The sequence below is a fragment of the Clostridium sediminicola genome, from assembly GCF_050402865.1.
GTDB classification, from domain to species: Bacteria; Bacillota; Clostridia; order Clostridiales; family Clostridiaceae; genus Clostridium_AF; species Clostridium_AF sediminicola.
The window spans coordinates 395,180-415,450 of the sequence record NZ_BAABMF010000002.1 but is presented as its reverse complement, the minus strand read 5'-3'; the positions used below and the strand labels follow the sequence as shown (position 1 = coordinate 415,450).

At 28.5% G+C, this 20,271-nt stretch carries 22 protein-coding genes; 10 read left to right on the top strand and 12 right to left on the bottom strand.

Going from position 1 to position 20,271, the window contains the following annotated elements:
• Positions 1-7: 7 nt before the first annotated feature.
• Genes ACQ3F0_RS05820 through rffA form a run of 6 tightly spaced genes read right to left on the bottom strand, consistent with a single transcriptional unit; the run spans position 8 to position 5,687 of the window.
• Complete coding sequence (locus ACQ3F0_RS05820) at positions 8-772, bottom strand: ABC transporter ATP-binding protein (protein WP_428864206.1); 765 nt, start codon at positions 770-772, stop codon at positions 8-10.
• A complete protein-coding gene (locus ACQ3F0_RS05815) occupies positions 759-1,553 on the bottom strand; it encodes an ABC transporter permease (RefSeq protein ID WP_428864205.1) in 795 nt (264 codons plus the stop codon). Before ACQ3F0_RS05815 ends, ACQ3F0_RS05820 begins: the two co-directional genes overlap by 14 nt.
• On the bottom strand, positions 1,543-2,529 hold the full coding sequence (locus ACQ3F0_RS05810; RefSeq protein ID WP_428864204.1) for an ABC transporter substrate-binding protein: 987 nt from the start codon (positions 2,527-2,529) through the stop codon (positions 1,543-1,545). The genes ACQ3F0_RS05815 and ACQ3F0_RS05810 overlap by 11 nt, the downstream gene beginning before the upstream one ends.
• Positions 2,530-2,538: 9 nt before the next feature.
• The gene (locus tag ACQ3F0_RS05805; protein WP_428864203.1) at positions 2,539-3,795 is read right to left on the bottom strand and encodes an ATP-grasp domain-containing protein; all 1,257 of its coding nucleotides are present in this window, start codon (positions 3,793-3,795) and stop codon (positions 2,539-2,541) included.
• 12 nt (positions 3,796-3,807) lie between these two features.
• A complete protein-coding gene (locus ACQ3F0_RS05800; RefSeq protein ID WP_428864202.1) occupies positions 3,808-4,539 on the bottom strand; it encodes a glycosyltransferase family 2 protein in 732 nt (243 codons plus the stop codon).
• Between the two features lie 2 nt (positions 4,540-4,541).
• Positions 4,542-5,687 (bottom strand): dTDP-4-amino-4,6-dideoxygalactose transaminase, encoded by a 1,146-nt coding sequence (rffA, locus tag ACQ3F0_RS05795; RefSeq protein WP_428864201.1) that lies wholly within the window; start codon positions 5,685-5,687, stop codon positions 4,542-4,544.
• A 109-nt stretch (positions 5,688-5,796) separates the two neighbouring features.
• On the opposite strand from rffA, the gene ACQ3F0_RS05790 reads away from it, so the two are divergent.
• Positions 5,797-6,015 (top strand): sulfurtransferase TusA family protein, encoded by a 219-nt coding sequence (locus ACQ3F0_RS05790; protein WP_428864200.1) that lies wholly within the window; start codon positions 5,797-5,799, stop codon positions 6,013-6,015.
• Between the two features lies 1 nt (position 6,016).
• On the opposite strand, the gene ACQ3F0_RS05785 is transcribed toward ACQ3F0_RS05790, so the two are convergent.
• Positions 6,017-6,913: a LysR family transcriptional regulator gene (locus ACQ3F0_RS05785; protein ID WP_428864199.1), complete on the bottom strand. Its 897-nt coding sequence runs from the start codon at positions 6,911-6,913 to the stop codon at positions 6,017-6,019.
• A gap of 240 nt (positions 6,914-7,153) precedes the next feature.
• Between ACQ3F0_RS05785 and ACQ3F0_RS05780 the strand changes: the two genes are divergently transcribed.
• From ACQ3F0_RS05780 to ACQ3F0_RS05760, 5 genes are read left to right on the top strand one after another with little or no spacing between them, the layout of a single operon-like run.
• On the top strand, positions 7,154-7,846 hold the full coding sequence (locus ACQ3F0_RS05780; RefSeq protein WP_428864198.1) for a YeeE/YedE thiosulfate transporter family protein: 693 nt from the start codon (positions 7,154-7,156) through the stop codon (positions 7,844-7,846).
• A gap of 30 nt (positions 7,847-7,876) precedes the next feature.
• Positions 7,877-8,104 carry a sulfurtransferase TusA family protein gene (locus ACQ3F0_RS05775; protein ID WP_428864197.1) on the top strand — a complete coding sequence of 76 codons (228 nt, stop codon included), beginning with the start codon at positions 7,877-7,879 and terminating at the stop codon, positions 8,102-8,104.
• Between the two features lie 41 nt (positions 8,105-8,145).
• Positions 8,146-8,373 (top strand): sulfurtransferase TusA family protein, encoded by a 228-nt coding sequence (locus ACQ3F0_RS05770; protein ID WP_428864197.1) that lies wholly within the window; start codon positions 8,146-8,148, stop codon positions 8,371-8,373.
• 18 nt (positions 8,374-8,391) lie between these two features.
• Positions 8,392-8,925: a YeeE/YedE thiosulfate transporter family protein gene (locus tag ACQ3F0_RS05765; RefSeq protein WP_428864196.1), complete on the top strand. Its 534-nt coding sequence runs from the start codon at positions 8,392-8,394 to the stop codon at positions 8,923-8,925.
• 12 nt (positions 8,926-8,937) lie between these two features.
• Positions 8,938-10,158 (top strand): FAD-dependent oxidoreductase, encoded by a 1,221-nt coding sequence (locus tag ACQ3F0_RS05760; protein ID WP_428864195.1) that lies wholly within the window; start codon positions 8,938-8,940, stop codon positions 10,156-10,158.
• A 35-nt stretch (positions 10,159-10,193) separates the two neighbouring features.
• On the opposite strand, the gene ACQ3F0_RS05755 is transcribed toward ACQ3F0_RS05760, so the two are convergent.
• The gene (locus tag ACQ3F0_RS05755) at positions 10,194-10,385 is read right to left on the bottom strand and encodes a small, acid-soluble spore protein, H family (RefSeq protein WP_428864194.1); all 192 of its coding nucleotides are present in this window, start codon (positions 10,383-10,385) and stop codon (positions 10,194-10,196) included.
• Positions 10,386-10,936: 551 nt separating this feature from the next.
• On the opposite strand from ACQ3F0_RS05755, the gene ACQ3F0_RS05750 reads away from it, so the two are divergent.
• Positions 10,937-11,506, top strand: coding sequence for a nucleoside recognition domain-containing protein (locus ACQ3F0_RS05750; protein WP_428864193.1), 570 nt, complete (start codon positions 10,937-10,939; stop codon positions 11,504-11,506).
• Between the two features lie 37 nt (positions 11,507-11,543).
• Positions 11,544-12,065, top strand: coding sequence for a spore maturation protein (locus ACQ3F0_RS05745; RefSeq protein ID WP_428864192.1), 522 nt, complete (start codon positions 11,544-11,546; stop codon positions 12,063-12,065).
• An 85-nt stretch (positions 12,066-12,150) separates the two neighbouring features.
• Here the strand turns inward: ACQ3F0_RS05745 and ACQ3F0_RS05740 are convergent, their stop codons facing one another.
• Entirely contained in the window at positions 12,151-12,957 is an 807-nt protein-coding gene (locus ACQ3F0_RS05740; protein ID WP_428864191.1) for a sulfite exporter TauE/SafE family protein, read from the bottom strand.
• Positions 12,958-13,404, bottom strand: a complete 447-nt coding sequence (locus ACQ3F0_RS05735) for a MarR family winged helix-turn-helix transcriptional regulator (RefSeq protein WP_428864190.1) — start codon at positions 13,402-13,404, stop codon at positions 12,958-12,960.
• 210 nt (positions 13,405-13,614) lie between these two features.
• On the opposite strand from ACQ3F0_RS05735, the gene thrB reads away from it, so the two are divergent.
• Entirely contained in the window at positions 13,615-14,508 is an 894-nt protein-coding gene (gene thrB / locus ACQ3F0_RS05730) for a homoserine kinase (RefSeq protein WP_428864189.1), read from the top strand.
• An 83-nt stretch (positions 14,509-14,591) separates the two neighbouring features.
• On the opposite strand, the gene ACQ3F0_RS05725 is transcribed toward thrB, so the two are convergent.
• Positions 14,592-15,971: an MATE family efflux transporter gene (locus ACQ3F0_RS05725; protein WP_428864373.1), complete on the bottom strand. Its 1,380-nt coding sequence runs from the start codon at positions 15,969-15,971 to the stop codon at positions 14,592-14,594.
• A gap of 164 nt (positions 15,972-16,135) precedes the next feature.
• Here ACQ3F0_RS05725 and ACQ3F0_RS05720 point away from each other — a divergent pair, with 164 nt between their 5' ends.
• Positions 16,136-19,324, top strand: a complete 3,189-nt coding sequence (locus ACQ3F0_RS05720; protein WP_428864188.1) for a DEAD/DEAH box helicase — start codon at positions 16,136-16,138, stop codon at positions 19,322-19,324.
• A gap of 71 nt (positions 19,325-19,395) precedes the next feature.
• Here ACQ3F0_RS05720 and ACQ3F0_RS05715 read toward each other — a convergent pair whose 3' ends face one another.
• Entirely contained in the window at positions 19,396-20,271 is an 876-nt protein-coding gene (locus ACQ3F0_RS05715; protein ID WP_428864187.1) for a polysaccharide deacetylase family protein, read from the bottom strand.

Sequence of the window (20,271 nt, the reverse complement as noted above, 5' to 3'; positions counted from 1 at the left end):
TACACTGTTAACTGTCAACTAAACTATCATTTTTTATTTCATTATATATATCATTATAAATTTCTGAAAATTCTTTAGAGGTTACATCTCTAGGTCTTTTTAATGTGTTATTAATTATTTTTTTTAAACTATTAGGGGCATTCCCCATTACCATTATTTTATTAGAAAGAAGAATTGATTCTTGAATATCATGAGTTACAAAAATAATTGTGGTTTTTGTTTTATCCCAGATATCCAATAATAATTCTTGTAGTGCTGTTCTATTTTGTGCATCTAGACTTGCAAAGGGTTCATCCATTAATAAAATTAAAGGTTTTAGAGCTAATGCTCTAGCTATAGAAGCACGTTGCTTCATGCCACCTGATAACTCGCTTGGATAATAGTTGAAAAATTTATCTAAACCAACCATACTTAAATACTTCATTGCGATTTCTTCACGCTCTGTACGTGAATTCCCAATCTTATTCATGTTTAAAGGAAAAGTTATGTTTTGTATGATAGTTTTCCAAGGAAAAAGTTGATTAAAATCTTGAAATATGATTAATCTATTTAAGTCAGGATTTTTTATAATTTTATTATCTAAATAAATTTCACCCATTGTTTGTTTTTCTAAAGAAGCTAAAATTTTAAGTAAAGTAGATTTTCCACATCCTGAGCTACCTACTATGCAAAAGATATCCCTATTATTTATGTCAAAATTCAATCCTTCTAATACTATAGTCTTTTTTTTGTTTTTTTCATAAGTTTTGCTTATATTACTAACTGATAACATTGTTACTTAAACCCCATCTACTAAGTGTATTTTTTTCTAATTTAACAAATATTAAATTTTCAACTAATATGCCAATTGATATTATTACTATTAATCCAGCATACAATCCTGCAGTATCCATAAAAACTCTTTTCTTAAATATAAACCATCCAAGTCCACCTTTATTATCAATGGCTCCAAAGATCATTTCAGCGCTAATTAAAGCTCTCCATGAACGAGCCCATCCAATTTTTAAACCGGATATTATATACGGAAGAGATGCAGGCATTAATATATGTGCTATTATCTGTACAAAATTCAGCTGATAATTCTCTCCGAGTTGAATATAAATTTTGGGTATTGATTTGAAACCTGAATTTAAATTAACTACCATTGGCCAGAGAACTGAATGTACAATAATAAATATCACAGAAGATTCTCCGGTACCTAACCATAAAATAATAAGAGGAAGCAAAGCTATACCAGGTAAAGGATGAGCAATTGAAATCAATGAAGATATAAAGCTATCAAAAAATTTTGAATATGCACTAAGGGCTGCTAGTATTAGTGCAAGGATAATTCCAATGAATAAACCTTTACCTATAATTACTAAAGAATATATTGTTTCTTTTAATAGATCTCCATATACTAGAGAGGTGTAGATTGATTCCAATATACTCTTAATTGAAGGAAATAAAAGTGGGGAAAACACCTTAGATAAATAAATGCTTTCCCATACTCCCATTAATAATATAATCAAGGCTATTTTTTTTATTTTGTATAACAATTTTTTATTTTTCATATTTAACATTATCCCATAAAATATCACTATTAGATTGAAACTTTTTACTTATGTAATTATTTTTTAGCATAAAATCAGCAAACTCGTCGATTCCTTTTACTTCAGAATTATATTCATTACCTTCCCAACTCAAATACTTTAAAAGTTCTTTCTCAGGGATATTATATATAGGAGACAAGATTTTTACAGCATCTTCTCTATTGTTTTCAATGTAAGAAATAGCTTCATTTAAAGATTCAATAAATGTATTATATAAGTCAGCATTCTTATTATGGAAATCTTCAGTAGTCACACCAACAATAAACGTAAAATCTTTGCCAAAAGCTTCTTTACCAGAAATAACTGAATGCAAATCTGGATTCTCTAATTCTTTGAAAATATATGGTGGTGATGTAAAATGTGCAGTAATATCAGTATTTGATAATAGTGCGCTCATTCCATCAGGATGAGACATGGTAACTAATTGATTATCAAATTTATGTGAATCTCCTAATTGTCTTTCGCTTGCCATTGATAGAAGTATATGTTGAATACTACCAGGTTGAGGAAGGGCAATTTTGTCAGAAGGTTGAATATCACTTAATAAATTTATATTTGATTTATTTGTAACCAATCCAAGGGGACTGGAGGATAATCCAGTTGCAATTTTCCAAGACATGCCTTTATCCCATCCAATTAAAAATGGAGGAATAGCCATAAAACCTATATCCAGTTTATTTGCTAGCATAGATTCTCTAATAGCTGCGGTATTTGCTAATTGACTCCATTCAACAGTAATTTCAGGGAGTTTATTTTCTAAAATTTTATTTGCTTTCATTATTTGAATTGGTGCATAAGCTAATCCGTATTGCTCTGCAATTTTTATTGTTTTGTTATTAGAAGAATTTTTTTTGCTACAACTTGTGAAAAGCATTGATTCAGTCACTAAAACTAGGACTAGAATTAATATTAAGATTTTTTTCGATTTTTTATACAAATTAGTCACCTACTTATAATAATTTGTGGAATAGTTATTAAAATTGATTATTAAATTTTTGTTTTTATTGTCTAGAATTTTAATGTTGTCGAAAACATTTTTGATTTTTGTGTTCAAATCTGAAGGAGATTCACCACTTATAACTGCATACCCAATACGTTGAGTTGCATTTGTTATAGGTTCTATTTTACTTCCTTCAGATATACTATAATTACAATCAATAACTCCGGGCAACTTATTGATTGATTCTGATTTCGTGATATAGGATACAGTACCGGAATCAGAAAATAATAATTGAACAGATGATAATTTCAAATTATTGTCCAAGGAGTATTTTTTTAATTTATCTTCATTAATAGTTTTACCCAAAGAGGAGTCTATTAATAATTGCAAAATATCTATTCCTGTTAAATAGGGTATAGATATATCTTCGTAAGCGCCTCCTAATCTACAAGCTATCTCATTTACTTTTATTCCTTCATTACCGATTAGCATTTGAAAATATATCGGGCCATTTTCAATTTTAAATGATTTAACAATTTTATTAGAGATAGATAATATTTCCTCATTATATCTTTTAAAGTATTTTGATGGAAAATTATGAGCAGTACAAATACCTATATTAGGATAGTTGCAATATGTAACTCTATCAGTAACGGTTAATATGTAGGGGGTACCATTACAAACCCAACCACTTACAGTTATCTCATCGCTAGGATAATACTCTTCTACTAAAATCTCATTTACTCTAGAAAAGGATAAAACATTTGAAAAATTTTTCTTTATATCATCGTATGAATCAAGCTTTAAGACACCACGTTGGCCTTGGCTATCTAGAGGTTTAATTACTAATGGTGTTCTTAGATGCGAAATTTGATCTAAATTAAATGTTTCATCTATTACTACAAACTCATTTGTAGGTATATTATTATCAACAAACAATTCCTTCATATACTTTTTATTTGTTACGTTTCTTGCACCAGAGACAGATAAAGCAAAAGGAATTTTTGTTGCTTTAGCTACTTTAGCTGCAGTAAAGACTGGCTGGTCTGTACCAGCAGTAACAACAGCATCTATGTTGTACTTTTTAGCTAAAGATATATTTGCTTCAATATCAAATGTACTTGTTAAACTTTTTATATCACATAAAGCTTTTCCTGGTGCATCATCATAATAATCAGAAACAATTACAGTATGACCTAATGATTTTATTTTTTTGATTAAATTTAATTGGCAATTTCCACCGCCTAAAACTAAAAATTTCATAGTTTTACTCCTTTATAAATAAATATGCTTTACTTTATATTGAGGTTTTTTATTTTTTATGAACTTTGATAGTTTTGAATAATAAATAATAATTTTCAAAAACAACAAAAGAGATTTTCGAAAACTATAGTTACTTTTACCATGTTTTCTTTTGTCATGCAATACATGTATATTAGCAATATTTTTTGTGTGTCTTAAAATTAGTGCAGATATATATACAAAAGAAGCCTTGTTTAAAGAGATTTTGTGGGCTAAATCTTTTTTTAGGATTCTAAATGAAGTGATTTTAATGTTTTTAGGTTTACCGCAAATAAAATTAAAAAGAAAATTATTTAATCTTGAACCAATATTTTTTATTTTTGTATGTTGTTTTTTTAAGGGTACACCATATACGACATCATATCCTTCTAAAATTTTAGAAACGAGTTTTCCTATTTCTTCAGGAGGATTCTGAAGATCATCATCTAATGTTACTATATAGTCTGATTTGGCATAATTAAAACCACAAATTAATGCATTTTGCTGTCCGAAATTACCATTTAAAGATATTATTTTAATGTTTGCATTTTTAAATTGTATCTTCTTTAAAATACTAAAACTATTATCTGTGCTTCCATCATCAATAAAAATTATTTCATGAGTATGTGAAAGTTTTTCTAAAGATTTTACCAATCGAATACTTAACTCTTCTAAAGTACTTGAGCTATTATAAACAGGTATTATAGCCGATATAGAATCTAGCATTACTAAAACTCCTTTAATATTTCCACTAATTTTTCACCGATAAATTCAATTTCAATCTTTGTTAAGTCAGGATAGATTGGAAGTCGTAAGATTGAATCCCAAATATCATCTGTATTAGGAAGATCATATTTATTAAAACCATATTTTTTACCCATAACTGATGTGTGAAGAGGAACATAATGTGGAATCGAAGTTATTCCATAAGTTTGTAATTTGGTTTTGAGCAAATCTCTTCTTTTTTTATCATGCAATATTATATAGAATAGATGATAATTAGGTGTATTATATTCAGGTATATATGTTATTTTTTTTATGGTTCCATTCTTAACAAAAGGTAACAAAATAGCATGGTAATAATCGTGAATTATTTTTCTTTTTTCTAAAATATCATCTAAACTTTCTAATTGAGAATATAAAATTGCCATTAGAACGTCTGATGGCACATAACTTGAGCCAGTCATGCACCAACAATATTTATCAATATCTCCTCGTACAAAACTCTTTCTATTTGTACCTTTTTGACGAATTATTTCAGCGTTTTCAATAACAATCTTTTTTTTAGTATTTATTAATAGAGAGCCACCCTCGCCACAAGAATAATTTTTTGTGGAATGGTAGCTGTAACATGAAAATTCTCCTAGCGTACCTAAAGGTTTATCTTTATAATAGGAATTGACAGCTTGAGCTGCATCTTCAATTATTAACGTGTTATTTTTTTTTGCGAGTTTTTTTAATTCATCCATATTGCAGGAAATACCGGCATAATGAACAGGAACAATTGCTTTAGTTTTAGAAGATAATTTATTTTTAACATCCTGTAAGTCTATACAGAGTGTTTTAGGATTTATATCAACAAAAACTGGTTCTGCGCCAAACAACATGAAAGCATTAGCTGTTGAAGGAAAAGTAAAAGAAGGAATGATAACCTGGTCTCCTGGTTTTATTCCTATTAATAAAGCAGCCATTTCCAAAGCATGGGTAGCAGAAGTTGTCATAAATAATTTGTTTATATCAAATCTATTTTCTAAATAATTAGTTACTAAGTTAGTATAGTAGCCATCACCTGATAAGGAATCTATTTCTAAAGCTTTTTGGATATATTGAAGTTCGTTATCAGAGTGAAAAGGTTTATTAAATTTTATATTCAAGATAATCACCTGTAATAAAAATTTGGTTTATTAATTTTAACATAATTTGATATTTAACCCTATTGTAGGGTAAAATATAATTAAAAATATCAGAAAGTAGGCGAAACTATTGAAAAACATTGATTGTATAGGCGATATGTGCCCAGTACCCATTATCAAAATTCAGAAAGCCCTAAAAACTTCTAAAAAAGGTGATGAAATCATCTTGACAACAGATCATAGTTGTACTGTTGAAGAAGTTTTAAGCTTGCTTAAAAATAAAAATTATGATATTTGTGTTGATGAAGTCATGAATGGTATATGGGAAATAACTGTAATTGTTAAATAAATTAGCAAAAACTTTTTTTTCCTACTTTTTGAAAGTAATCAATAAATTCTTCTATTGCATGAGAAGTGTACTGATTTCTTTTGTTAATTATATAAATATCATAAGTTAATGAAAAATTGTTAATTTTAATTTCTTTTAATTGTTTAGTATATAATTCTTTTTTTACAGATATGTATGGTAAGAAAGCTACGCCATATCCATTCAAAATAGAAGATTTTACTGATTCAGTTGAGTCTAGGGTAAAAAGTATATTTAAATCTTTTGAACTTAAACCATAATGTTTGAAATTACTATTTAACGTATTAGTAAGATTTAATCTATCATTAAGTAATATAAGAGGATAATCCAAAAGATGATTTGATTCGATTTCATCTGGTATTTTAAAATCTTGTGATGATACGAGAACCAGATTATCAGTTGTGGCTTTATAGTATGATAAAGAATTATCTAGAGGTTTATGATAAATAAATCCAATATCACATATATTATTTAAAACATTTTGTTCTACAGTATCAGAAAAGTTAGATGTTAGTTTATAGTCATGATAGGGAAATTTCTTTTTCATGCTATATAACGTACATGGTAGAGCATACGTAGAAACAGCATAACAGGAATCTATTCTAATTACATTGTTATTCTTATCAATATCATTCAAATCTTCCACCATCTTATCAAAAGTTCTCATTATATTTTCTGAGTATTTTTTTACTATTTCGCCTTCACGTGTTAGCTCAACACCTTTATTGCTTCTTTTTAGTAATTTATAACCAAGACTTTCTTCAAGTCTTTGAATTTGTTGGCTTAACGCAGATTGAGAGATATGTGAAATAGTGGCTACTTTTGAGATACTTTTTGCTTTAGCTACTTCACTGAAATACTTAAAACATTCTATATGCATAAACTGCTCCTCCTTATTTATTTATACATAATAATACATAGAGAAAATTTGTTAGAATTATAACAATCCCGTATGTTTTATTATATCATAGTATTTGCCATAAGAATATCTAATGGCAAAAAAGCTGCTATTAGTTATTTTTATATAGCATAATCATATTAAATGATTAAAGTTATCTTATGTATGATAGTATTAAATTATGATATTGTTAAATATATATCGAACAAGGAGGACGATATTATGGCAGAAACAAATACTGGTTCTATTAGAAGATCAACATCCTCTAGAGCTAGAACTAGAAAGCCAAAGAAAAATCAAATACCTGTCGGAATAGGTGTTTTAGTAGCTGTAACCGTTTTTGGTATATTTTTATCTACTATTTCAGCTAAACTAAGCTTATTTTGGATGATTGGAATTTGTTTTGGTTTTATATTACAAAAATCAAGATTTTGTTTTACAGCATCTTTAAGAGATCCTTACCTTACTGGAGGTACAACTTTAACTAGGGCTGTATTAATTGCATTTGCTATAACTTCTATTGGGTTTACTGCAATCAAGTATGGTGCTTTTTCAAAAGGATTACCGATTCCTGGACAAGGATATGTAGTACCAATTAGTATAGCCACAGCAGTAGGAGCATTTATATTTGGTATAGGTATGGTTATAGCCGGTGGATGTGCATCAGGAACTCTAATGAGAGTTGGAGAAGGATTTATGATGCAGATTTTATCTCTATTATTCTTTGTGATTGGTTCTTTATGGGGAGCGCATGATTTTGGATGGTGGAAATTGAATTTCATGTTAAAAGGAAAGGCTGTTTTTCTACCTGATGTATTTGGGTGGTTCGGAGCAATAGTTATCCAATTACTACTCATTGCAGCTTTATTTATTTTTGCTGACAAATGGGAAAATAGAAAAAATGAAGAAAATTAATTGAATATAAAATAAGAGGAGGAAATAAAAATGAAAGAAGTAATGTTAGATTGTTTAGGAGAAGCTTGTCCAGTACCTTTGGTGAAAGCTCAAAATAAATTAAAAGAAATGGAAGTTGGAGATTTATTAATCGTTCAAATAGATCATAGTTGTGCTATGAAAAATGTACCAGAGTGGGCAAGAAAAGATGGGCATAATGTTGAAATTGATGAAGTAGATGATGGTGAATGGGAAGTTGTTATAGAAAAAGCAAAATAAATAAAATTCACAGATAAAATAATATTGAGGAGGAAATGAAAATGAAAGAAGTAATGTTAGATTGTTTAGGAGAAGCTTGTCCAGTACCTTTGGTGAAAGCTCAGAATAAATTAAAAGAGATGGAAGTTGGAGATTTATTAATCGTTCAAATAGATCATAGTTGTGCTATGAAAAATGTACCAGAATGGGCAAGAAAAGATGGGCATAATGTTGAAATTGATGAAGTAGATGACGGCGAATGGGAAGTTGTTATAGAAAAAGCAAAATAAATCTAAGGAGGTAGAACCATGGATATTCGAAAGAATAAGTTCTATAAAAAATGGTTCAAAAGTGCTTGGACATATGTGACTGGAGCAATTTTACTATCAGTATTTCAGATTGTTACTTTAGCAACTACAGGTAACCCATGGGGAGTATCAGGTACATTTGCAAATTGGGGTGCTTGGCTATATAGAGCAGTTGGTGGAAATGTTGATAAATGGTACTATTTTAGTAGTAAAGGTGCACAAGCTACATTAAACAATGGGTTCTTTAATGATCCAGGCTCTATGAGAAATTTAGGTATTATATTTGGTGCATTATTTGCAACTTTAATGGCATCACAATTTAAAATAAAGAAGATAAAATCAAAGAAACAAATTATAGCAGCCTGCCTTGGAGGATTACTGATGGGATATGGAGCTAGAATTGGTTTTGGATGTAATATCGGAGCATTGTATAGTGGAATTTCATCGCTTTCTTTATCAGGATGGGTATATGCACTATTCTTATTCTTCGGTGCTGTTGTAGGAAGCAAGCTTTTAGTTAAATACTTTATGTAGTAGGAGGCAATTATGCAAAAAAGAGTAGAGAAATATGATGTTGTTATAATAGGTGGAGGAGCTGGCGGTCTTACAGCTGGTATATACTGTGGAAGAGCTAGACTTAAGACTTTATTAATAGAAAAATCTTTAGTTGGCGGACTTGCAACTTACACGAATGAAATAGAAAATTATCCTGGATTCCCTGAAGGAACTACTGGATTAGATTTAATGAATTTATTTCATAAACAAGCAAAGAAATTTGGAGTAAAATTTAAATTGACAGATGTTAAAAATGTTGATTTAGAGGGTGAAACAAAAATAGTTGAAACTTTTAGAAATAGATATGAAGCAAAAGTTGTAATTATTGCCTCTGGTGGTAGACCAAGAATAACAGGTGCTAATGGTGAAGAAAATTATCTTTTTGACAAAGGAATTTCTTTCTGTGCTACTTGTGATGCTGCTGCAAATACGGATAAAGATGTTATGATTATTGGTAGTGGAGATGCTGCTATAGAAGAAGGTATGTTCTTAACTAAATTTGCAAGAAAAGTTTATGTATCTGTAATGCATGATACTGGAAAAATGGATTGTAACGAAATTGCAAAAGCAGAAGCACTTCAAAATCCTAAAATGGAGTTTATATGGAATACTGTAGTTGACGAGTTTAAAGGTGATGGTCATTTAGATGAAGTAGTACTTAAAAACCTTAAAACTGAAGAAAAAATACCTGTAAAGGTTGATACATGTTTTGAATTTATAGGATATATTCCTAATACTGAAATCTTTAAAGATCAAGTTAATATGGATAGAAGAGGTTATGTTCTTTCTAATGAAAACATGGAAACTAATATTGAAGGTGTTTATGTTGTTGGTGATGTAAGAGATAAATTCTTAAAACAAGTAGCTACTGCAGTAGGCGATGGTGCTATAGCAGGATTTGCTACAGAAAAGTATATTGCTGAAAGTGAAGCATTCCATAATCAAATATTAGGTTCAGATGTGCCGAACATAGTTTATGTATACAATGCAGTTGATGCTGATAGTAGAGATAAATTATCTATATTCGAAAAGATAGAAAATGAAAATAAAGATAATTTAAAAGTAACTAGAGTAGATGTATATAAATCAAAAGGATTAGCTAACAGATTAGGAATAGAAAAATTCCCAACTGTAGCTATAGTAAAAGATAAAAAAATTGTAGCACAAATAAGTGAAAATATAACTGAAGAAACTGTACTTTCTTCGCTATAATACCTCTAAAAATGAGAGCTTACACAGCTCTCATTTTATTTTACCTTTCCTGTTTCAGTTAATTCTGATGGATGTACTACCATACATTCATTTTCAGACAAACTTCTAACTTGAACTAAATCTCTTTTATCGTTAATATCTTCAAGCCATACACTAGTATTGTTAAAAATTACTTCAATATTGGAATTCGCTTTCATAATGTCTCTAGCTCTATCTAAAGATAACATTTCAAAACCTCCTTACATATAGTATTTAATGTAATTTAGCAAATTATACGATTTAACTTTGTTTCTTTATTTATTGTAAAACTAGTGAAAATTTTCATAAAGTTAAAGTATAAGGACAAAATAGAGTAGTTTAAAATAAAAAAGCTCTAATAATCAAGAATTATTTAATTATTAGAGCTTTTGTTTTTTTTGCATAAAACTAAATAAGGGAAATATATTTATTATATGATGCCATTGAAATAAAAGACGAAATAGATTAGTTAAGAGTTAAAAGTTAAGAGTGAAGAGTTAATGATGATTTTCTTGCACAAAATCTTTAACTAAGCCTTTGTTAGCTTCGCTAACCGAGATAAGGAACTTTTGCTGGTGCAAAAGGAAGTTATTTTATATTTTGTAAAATTAAAAGCTTTCGCTTGAGAAAGGTGTCCACAACTCTTAACTTTTAACTCTTAACTATAAATTGCGAAGCGTTTTTCTTCGCAATTTATAATTAAAACGACATAACTTAATATTACATAATATATTTTAAAGTAATTTATTTGGGGGTACATATGATTAATGTAATTTGGTTTTTTATAATAGTAATAGGGGTAGTTTTTGGACTAGCTACTGGAAAAGGGGAAATTTTATCAAAATCAATAATAAATTCAACAGAAGATTCCGTTACGCTTATAATAGGACTCATAGGATTAATGTGTTTATGGAGTGGAGTAATGAAAATTGCTCAAAAGAGTGGAATAACTGATAAATTATCAAAAGTATTAAGTCCTATATTAAAGCTTTTATTTAAAAGCGCAACACCTGAAGCTATGGGAAGTATTTTGATGAATTTAACTTCAAATATGATGGGCCTTTCTAACGCTGCTACTCCTTTTGGAGTAAAAGCTATGGAAGAATTACAAAAAGGAAATAAGGATAAAGAGACTGCTACAAATGATATGGCTTTATTTTTAGTGATGAATGCTGCATGTATACAAATAATACCTACTTCTGTAATTTCAATGAGAGCTGCATGCGGTTCAACTAATCCAGCAATTATAGTAATTCCTGCTACAATAGCTACTGGTATAGCCGCAGTTATGGGAATACTTTATTGTAAAGTATTAGAAAGATTCTTTTAGAAATTGATAAATCACTTTTTTAATGGAGGAAATAAATTTGAAATATTTTATAATTTCAATTATCCCAATATTGGTTGTTTCTATAGTAATTTATGGAGGGATAAAAGGAGTAAAGGTGTATGAATGCTTTGTAGATGGAGCAAAGGAAGGATTAACTTTATGTTTTAATATATATCCATATTTGCTAGCAATGTTAGTAGCTGTTGGTATTTTTAGAGAATCTGGAGCATTAGCATATTTGATTGATATAATGAAGCCTGTAGTAAAAATTATTGGTCTACCACCAGAGCTTGTACCTCTTGTGATGATAAAGCCGCTTTCAGGTAGTGGAGCACAGGGTATTTTTGTTTCGATTTTGAAAGAGTATGGAGCAGATACATATATAGGTTTATTAGCATCTATTATAATAGGAACTACTGAAACCATATTTTATACCTTAACAGTTTACTTTGGAGCTGTTAATATAAAAAGAATTCGACATACATTGTGGGCAGCTATTCTTGCAGATTTAACAGCAATCATTGCTGCAATCACTATCTCTAACTTAATGTTCAAATAAAGTTATTTGAATATCTAAAAAAGTTGTCTCTCAAATAATAGAGAGACAACTCTATATTAAACTCCTATTTTGTGGTTATATCATTTTATAATCCTAAAATACGTTTACTGATAATTAAAACTAAACCTAATATAACAAAGGTTAATCCGATTATTTTATTCATAGCTTGTTCATCTGCTTTATTAGCAAATAGTGCAGCACCTCTTGCTCCAATTATTGAGAATGAACCAGCTAAAAGTATTTCAAAGACGGGAATCGATGACATATGGATAAAGTGGCCTACTGAACCTGAAAGAGCAGTAAATGTCATTATTAAAACACTTGTACCTATGGCAGTCTTGATTTCGAATCCTAGAATTTTTGATAAGATTAGTAGAATCATAATCCCACCACCTGCACCAACAATACCACAAATTATACCAATAAGTAATCCAAATATAATTGATGAGAATGTTTTTTCCTCTCTGAAAAAGGAGAGAAATTTACATGTTTTATCTACGGTAGTTTCTTCATTTGTTAAAGAGTTTGAGTGTTTCCTTAAGAATTTGATACCCATTATTAATGTAATGATTCCGGAAGCACCGCCAAGTGTGTTTGATGACATCAAAGATGACAGGTAACTTCCAAATTGAGCACCAATTACTGCACACACCGCCATAGCTAAACCATTTTTTAAATCGATATTTTTATGCTTTGCGTAGGTAGCTGAGGAAACGGAAGATGCAAACACATCAGTAGCTAAGCTAATTGATATAGCTATATATGAGTCATAACCTAAAAATGTAACTAAGAATGGTGTTACAATAACGGCAGCAGAAGCGCCAACCAATCCTGTAACCACTCCAGCACCGATTCCTGCGATACTAATTATTATAAAACTGAATATGTTCATTTAATCCACTAAGCCCTTTCTATTATTGATATCATAAAGATTATCTTTTATTTTATTCATAACTTTTTTTAAAATTTCTTTTTCGTCTTCTTCAATCCCATAGAATAAGTGTGATAAGAACTTATTATTAAATTGGGATAATTTTTCTGAGATTGGTAGGGCCTTAGCAGTGATAAAAAGGCGTGTAATACGCTTGTCATTACTATCAGTTTTTGTTGTTAGGTATCCCTTGAAAGATAAATCTTCTAAAGAACGTGATATAAGCCCTTTAGAAATTTGACAATACTGAACAATTTCTTTTGCTGTATTCAAGCTTGGATTCCTGATTAAAAAGCTTAAGATTATAATTTCACTTAGGTTTAGTTCATATTCTTTTAATTTATTACTCATATAATTGTTATATATTTGTTTGAAATTATATAAATCAATTAAAATTCTTTGTTCCATTTAAAAATCCCTTTCTATTAGTTTACTTGTAAATTAATTATATATTAGAATGGTTTACAAGTAAACTAATAATCCATTAATATTTTATTAATGAAATATTAATTTTAATAAATATACAAATAAATTTATTATTATAACAAAATCATTGAACATAAGTTATGGTTATGATATTATAATTCAAAAGAAACAACTACAAAGGAAGTGCAGACAATGATAAAAGTAAGAATACCTGCAACCACAGCCAATATGGGTCCGGGCTTCGACACCTTTGGTATGGCTCTAGAGTTTTATAATGAGATTGAATTCATAGAAATTGAAGAAGGCTTTGAGTTTTATATTGAGGGAAATGATACTGATATTCCTATAGAGGAGAATTTGATAATAAATAGTTTATTAAAAGTATTAAAAAAGCATAACTATAATATAAAAGGATTTAAAATAAATATATCCAAATGTGACATCCCTTTATCTAGAGGAATGGGAAGTAGTTCTTCTTGTATTATAGGCGCGCTTTTAGCTGCAAATGCATTGTTAGGAAATAAACTTTCAAAAGAAGACATTATTAATGAAGCAACAGAAATTGAAGGCCATCCCGATAACGTTGTTCCTGCGTACTTAGGGGGAATGCTTATATCTACAATGAATGAGGGGCAAGTAGTCTATTCTTCAGTTCATGTTCCTGAAAGTTTAAGAATGATAGTTATGATTCCAAATTTTAAGACTAATACAGAAGAAGCTAGAGAAGTTTTGCCTGCTAGCTATAGCATTGAAGATTGTATATTTAATATATCTAGAGCGGCTGTATTAGTGAATGTTTTAAATAATAATGAATTAGACAAGCTTAGAGTTGCTATGCAAGATAAAATACATCAAGATTATCGAAAAAAATTAATTAATAATTCTGATGCAGTATTTCATAAATCTCAAGAACTAGGTGCATTAGCAGAGTTTGTAAGTGGTTCGGGATCAACATTAATGTCAATTATTCATAAAGATAATATAGAGTTTGTAAATAAAATGAAAGAATTTTTAAGCCAGTTAGATGATGAATGGAAAATTCATTTATTGAAGCCTGATTTTGAAGGTGCAATATTATTATCGTAAATATTTAATGAGTAAAAAAGAGTAGAAATAAAATCTACTCTTTTTTGATGCGATTAATTAAAGAAAAACTATATGGTTAAACTTTATATAAATTTTGAATTAAACTTCTTTTTAAATAATACGATCATGGTTACGGCTTCAAAAATCCATTGAATAGCGGTAATCCACCATACAAATACTACGGAAAATTTCATTATAACAATAAAGTAGTACATCAAAGGTAATCTTATTATCCAGCTTGATATAAATGAAATTGCAAATGGAGTTTTTGTGTCTCCAGCACCTTTTAGAGCTCCTCCTAATATCATAGAAATTGCTATAGGAATTTGCTCAAGTGCGGCTATTTTTAAGCACTGAATACCTAAGTATATAACATCAATTTCTTCTTTAGTTATAAACAAACTTATAAAGAAGTTTGGAATAACAAAAAACAACAAAGCACAAAACGCCATTAAAATACTACCTAAAGTAACACAAGTATAAGCATATTCTTTAGCTTCTGTATATTTTTCCTCACCAATTTTCTGTCCTACCAAAGTAGTTGCAGCAATAGCAAAACCCCAACCTGGCATGAAAGATAAAGATTCTATTGTAGTTGTTATTTGATTAGCTGCAAAAGCAACTTCACCAATTCGCATTATCATAAAAACACAAAGTAAACGACTTATGTCAACGGAAGCTTCTTGAAGTGAAGAAGGTATTGCAAGTTTTACAACTTTTTTTGCATCTTGTAAAGTATAATGTCTAATTAAAGAAGGTCTTAGTTTTATTTCTGATTTCTTAAATAAGTAAATAGCAGAGAAGATAAAGCCAGTTGTATGTGCAATTGCTGTAGCTATTGCGGCTCCTGTTATTCCCATCTCGGGGAAAATCCAAATACCGAAGATAAGTAAGGCATCTAAACTTAAATTAATAACATTTATTAATGCAGAAGTAATAAGCGGTGTGACTGTATTTCCATAGCCTCTTAAAACTCCATTTATCATATTCATGAGCATATTAAAGAATAGGCCGACTACAGTTATTCTCATATAAACAATTCCATATTTTAATACTTCTGCTTTTGCACCAGCAATTGTCAAAATATTTTCTGCAAAAACAAACATGGTGATACTTATAAAAAGAGATATAAAAAGCCCTATTGCATATCCAATAGTAGCAAATTTTTCAGCATCGTCAATATCATTAGCTCCAAATTTTCGAGCTACCAATGATGTAATGGCTACAGCCATACCTATAGCGATAAAAATATTAATGAAGGTGTAAAGTATTTCAGAAGATAAACCAACCGCACTAACAGCGATTTTACCTCCATATTTACCAACCATCATGGTATCAAAAACCCAAATCATCATATATAAAATCATTTCGCCAACAGCAGGCAAAGCTAACTTTAGAACTTCCTTAACTGTTCTTTTATTCATTATCATATAAAATCCCCCAAAATGTTGTCTTAATAATATTAATTTATAAAGGCTAAATATTCAAGTTATTTTTAATAGTATGATATTATAAAATACTTCAATATAGAATTTCATTTCGAAATAGTGTTACTTGTGTTATCATCAGACTATATAGATAAATAACTATAATTATAGAGAATACAAACAACAAAATAGGTGAGAAAATGATAATAAATGAAGCATTAATAAAAGGAATAACTAGTAGTTCTACTTTTGAAAAAGGTAAGTTAATTTATAAAGATGAGATAGTGGAAATAATACAGTTTGAAGAAAATGAGAATAATAGTATTGTAAAAGGTAAAATAATACACAAAGAAGAAACCCACTACTGCTCAATTGTTATTAATAAAGAAGGCGAAATCACGAAAATTGATTGTGACTGTAGAATAATTACTAATTTTTTCTCTGCTGTTGAAGCTTGTGAACACATTGTTGCTTTACTTTTTAAAATAGAAGATACAAGAAAAAAAACAGTTTCTCAAGATGCTATAATGATAGCTAATTCAATTAGACAATCTCTTATTTTTTATAAATCAAAGAAAATAATAAAGATAGAATTAATTTTAAAAATATTTATTAATGAAAATGGATTAAATTTTGTTGAATTAAAAGTGAAAAATGAGAGAGCATATTTAGTAAAAGATATTGGGAAGTTTATTAAAAATACTATGTCTAAAAATGGAGAGATTACTTTTACTAAAGATTTCACACTGAATTTTTCACATAATATTTTTAGTGAAAATAATTATGAAATAATATCTGTGATATATGAAAGCATTGAGATAGAAGAAAGATTTAATATGAGTTTAAAGAAAAGTAAAAATCTTTTTAAGAATAAAAGAGCATATATTACAAATACCCAAACCAGAAGAATATTAGAGTTATATGAAAGAGAAGAAATAGAAATTGAAATAGAAAATAAATCTAGTATGAAATGTCTAATAAAAAAAGGTATTCCTCCTTTTGAATTCCTACTAAATAAGAATCAAAACGGCTATATTTTAAAATTAAAAGAAGATAAGTTTTACCCAATTTCATCAGATTATGAATTTATTGCAATGGAAAATGTTTTATATAAAATAGATAAAGCTAAAGCTTTATTGATAACGCCTATATTAAAGGATTTATCAATAAAAAAACAGTTAGAATTCACTAAAATAGATTTAAATTATATTTATTCTTATATAATACCCACAATAAAGAGAGCAAAGTGTTCATTGGATGTGGATAACACTATTGAAGAAGAGTTTTTTGTGGAAAACTTTATATCAAGTGTGTTTTTTGATATTGAGGGAGAAAGTGTTATTGCAAATATAAAATTTACATATGGCGATAAGGTTGTACATCCATTTAATATAAAACTGAATGTTTTAAACAATAGTAAAAATAATTCATTTATCAGAGATATTGATACAGAGACATCAATTATAGCAATATTCAATAACTATAATTTTTATAGTAATGATAATATTATGGTTTTAAACGGTTGGGATAGTATTTCACAATTCTTAAATACGGGTCTACAAGAACTAAAAGATTATTGTCAAATATACTATTCAAATAAATTTAAAAACAAAATTTTGAAATTGAAAAATTTTAGACTAAACATAGATTTAAGTCTAACTAAAAATAATCTTCTTGGGTTGAAGCTTTACGCTGAAAATTTTAGTAATGAGGAATTAATGGAATTATACTTATTGTTAAAAGAAAGAAAAACATTTCATAAGCTTAAAGAATTAGAAAAGTTTAAGAATATAATTGAGTATTTGAATTTAAAAAAATCAGATATTAAAAAAGATAACATTATATTACCTGAAAATAAGATAATATATATAAATAGTTTGCTTCAAAATGATTATGAATGTATGAATGTAGAAGAGAAACTTAAAAATTATCTTGAAAAGTTAAAAAGATTTAATGATGAATTCGTTATAGAGGAGCCATTCAATAGCATTTTGAGGAAATATCAAAAGGTAGGTGTAAAATGGATGGCTAACTTAAGTGAGTTAAAGCTTGGGGGAATATTAGCGGATGAGATGGGACTTGGAAAAACAATTCAAACTATATCCCTTATTAAATCATTTAAAGGAAATAAAGATAATCCTAGCTTGATAATTGCACCTTCTTCATTAATTTATAATTGGAAGGATGAGATAGATAAATTTGATTCTAAAATGAAAGTTTTAGTAATGGATGGAGCTAGAGCAAAAAGGGAAGAAAAATTTAATATTCTTGAAAATTATAATATTATAATAACTTCTTATCCATTAATTAAGAGAGATATTGATTTGTATGAGTGTTATAATTGGAATTTTTGTATATTAGATGAAGCGCAGAATATAAAAAATTCTTCATCTATGAATGCTAAAAGTGTTAAAAGATTACACTCACAACATAGGATAGCTTTAACTGGGACTCCTATTGAGAATTCAATTGAGGAACTGTGGTCTATTTTTGATTTTGTTATACCAGGGTATTTGATGGATTATAAAAAATTCTATGATAGATTTGAATCACCAATAGTAAATGATAAAAATAAGGAAGTACTAGCAATTCTAAAAAGAATTATAAGTCCTTTTATTCTTAGAAGGTTAAAAGAGAATGTGGTTAAAGAGTTACCTCCTAAAATTGAACATAAGATTTTAATTCAAATGACAGACGAACAAGAAAAAGTATACAAAGCTTATGAAAATGCGATAAAAGATGAAATAGTTTATAACATAAAGAATTATAGTCTAGGTGAAAGTAATATGAAAATATTAGCTATGATAACGAAATTAAGACAAATATGTTGTGACCCAAAGGTTTTACTTCAAAATTATAATTTTGATAATGGAAAAATGTTGACTTTAGATGAAGTTATTCAAAATTGTATCTCATCTGGAAGTAGAGTTCTATTATTTTCACAGTTTACTACAATTCTCAAAAGCATTGAGAAAAGACTTAATGCTAAGGAAATAGAAACGCTTTATTTGGATGGAAATACGAAAATTTATAAAAGAACAGAGCTAGTAAAGAGATTTAATAATGGAGAAGCAAGTATTTTCTTGATATCTCTAAAAGCTGGAGGTACAGGATTGAATTTAACTTCAGCAGATAGAGTAATACATTATGATCCATGGTGGAACCCTGCAGTTGAAGACCAAGCATCTGATAGGGCGCATAGAATAGGTCAGGAAAAAGTAGTGGAAGTTCTTAAATTTATAACAAAAGATACTATCGAAGAAAGAATTTACGAACTTCAACGAAAGAAGAAAGACATTGTAGATAAACTAATTGATTTAGATTTAGATAAAGAAAATTTCGAAAGTATGCTTAATGAAGATGATTTGAAGTATATATTTAATATTTAATACAAATATTATTATTCATTATTAAAACATAAAGGAATATTAACCTTGTAAGGTGCAATATTCCTTTATTATTATTTCGTTAATTTTTCTAAAGTTTTAAATGTATATCCTTCAGCTCTTAAAAACTCAATGACCTCAGGTAAAGCTTCAGCTGTAGTTGTTTTTGGGGATGCATCATGCATCAAAACTATTAGTTTTTTCTGGTTTCTATAAGTTTCTTTTACTTGTTCTATAATTTGGTCTGTAGGTAATGTACTTGCTAGGTAATCGCCATTTATACAATTCCAATCTACGTAGTGATAACCAGCTTGACTAACTGCTTCTCGATGAGCAGCTTTCTTTTTATGAAAAGCACCTTGAGGGAATCTTATTAATTTATAATCATATCCTGGAATGATATTTTTTAATACGTCTTCCGCTTTATAAATATCATTCATAAAATTATCAGTATTAGCATACAAATACTCTTCGTTATGACCATAAGTATGATTAGCAACAATATGACCTTTATTATGTTCTTCAAGAATTAATTCAGGATATCTTTCAGCTTTTAATCCCATTACAAAGAAAGTAGCTTTAACATTGTAATCATCAAGTATTTTTAGGATTTCAGGAGTAACCTCTTTTGAGGGACCATCATCAAATGTTAAGTAAGCAATTTTTTCATTCTCAGGTGCTTCTGCTGGTTTATCTGTTGAGTCTTTATTATCTGTTTTATCTTCTGGAGCTTCATTATCAACTTCATTTTCAGAACTTTCAGGTACATTTTTACTATTACTATTGTTTTGAGTATTGTCAGTTGAGTTGATGTTTTTTTCATTAACATTATTATTTTTAGACTGATTATTGTTAGTAACAGTACATCCTGATAACAATAAAAGAATAAGTAGTGAAAGTAATAAACATGAAACTATTTTTGATTTTGTCATATTAATTGAATTTTTCAA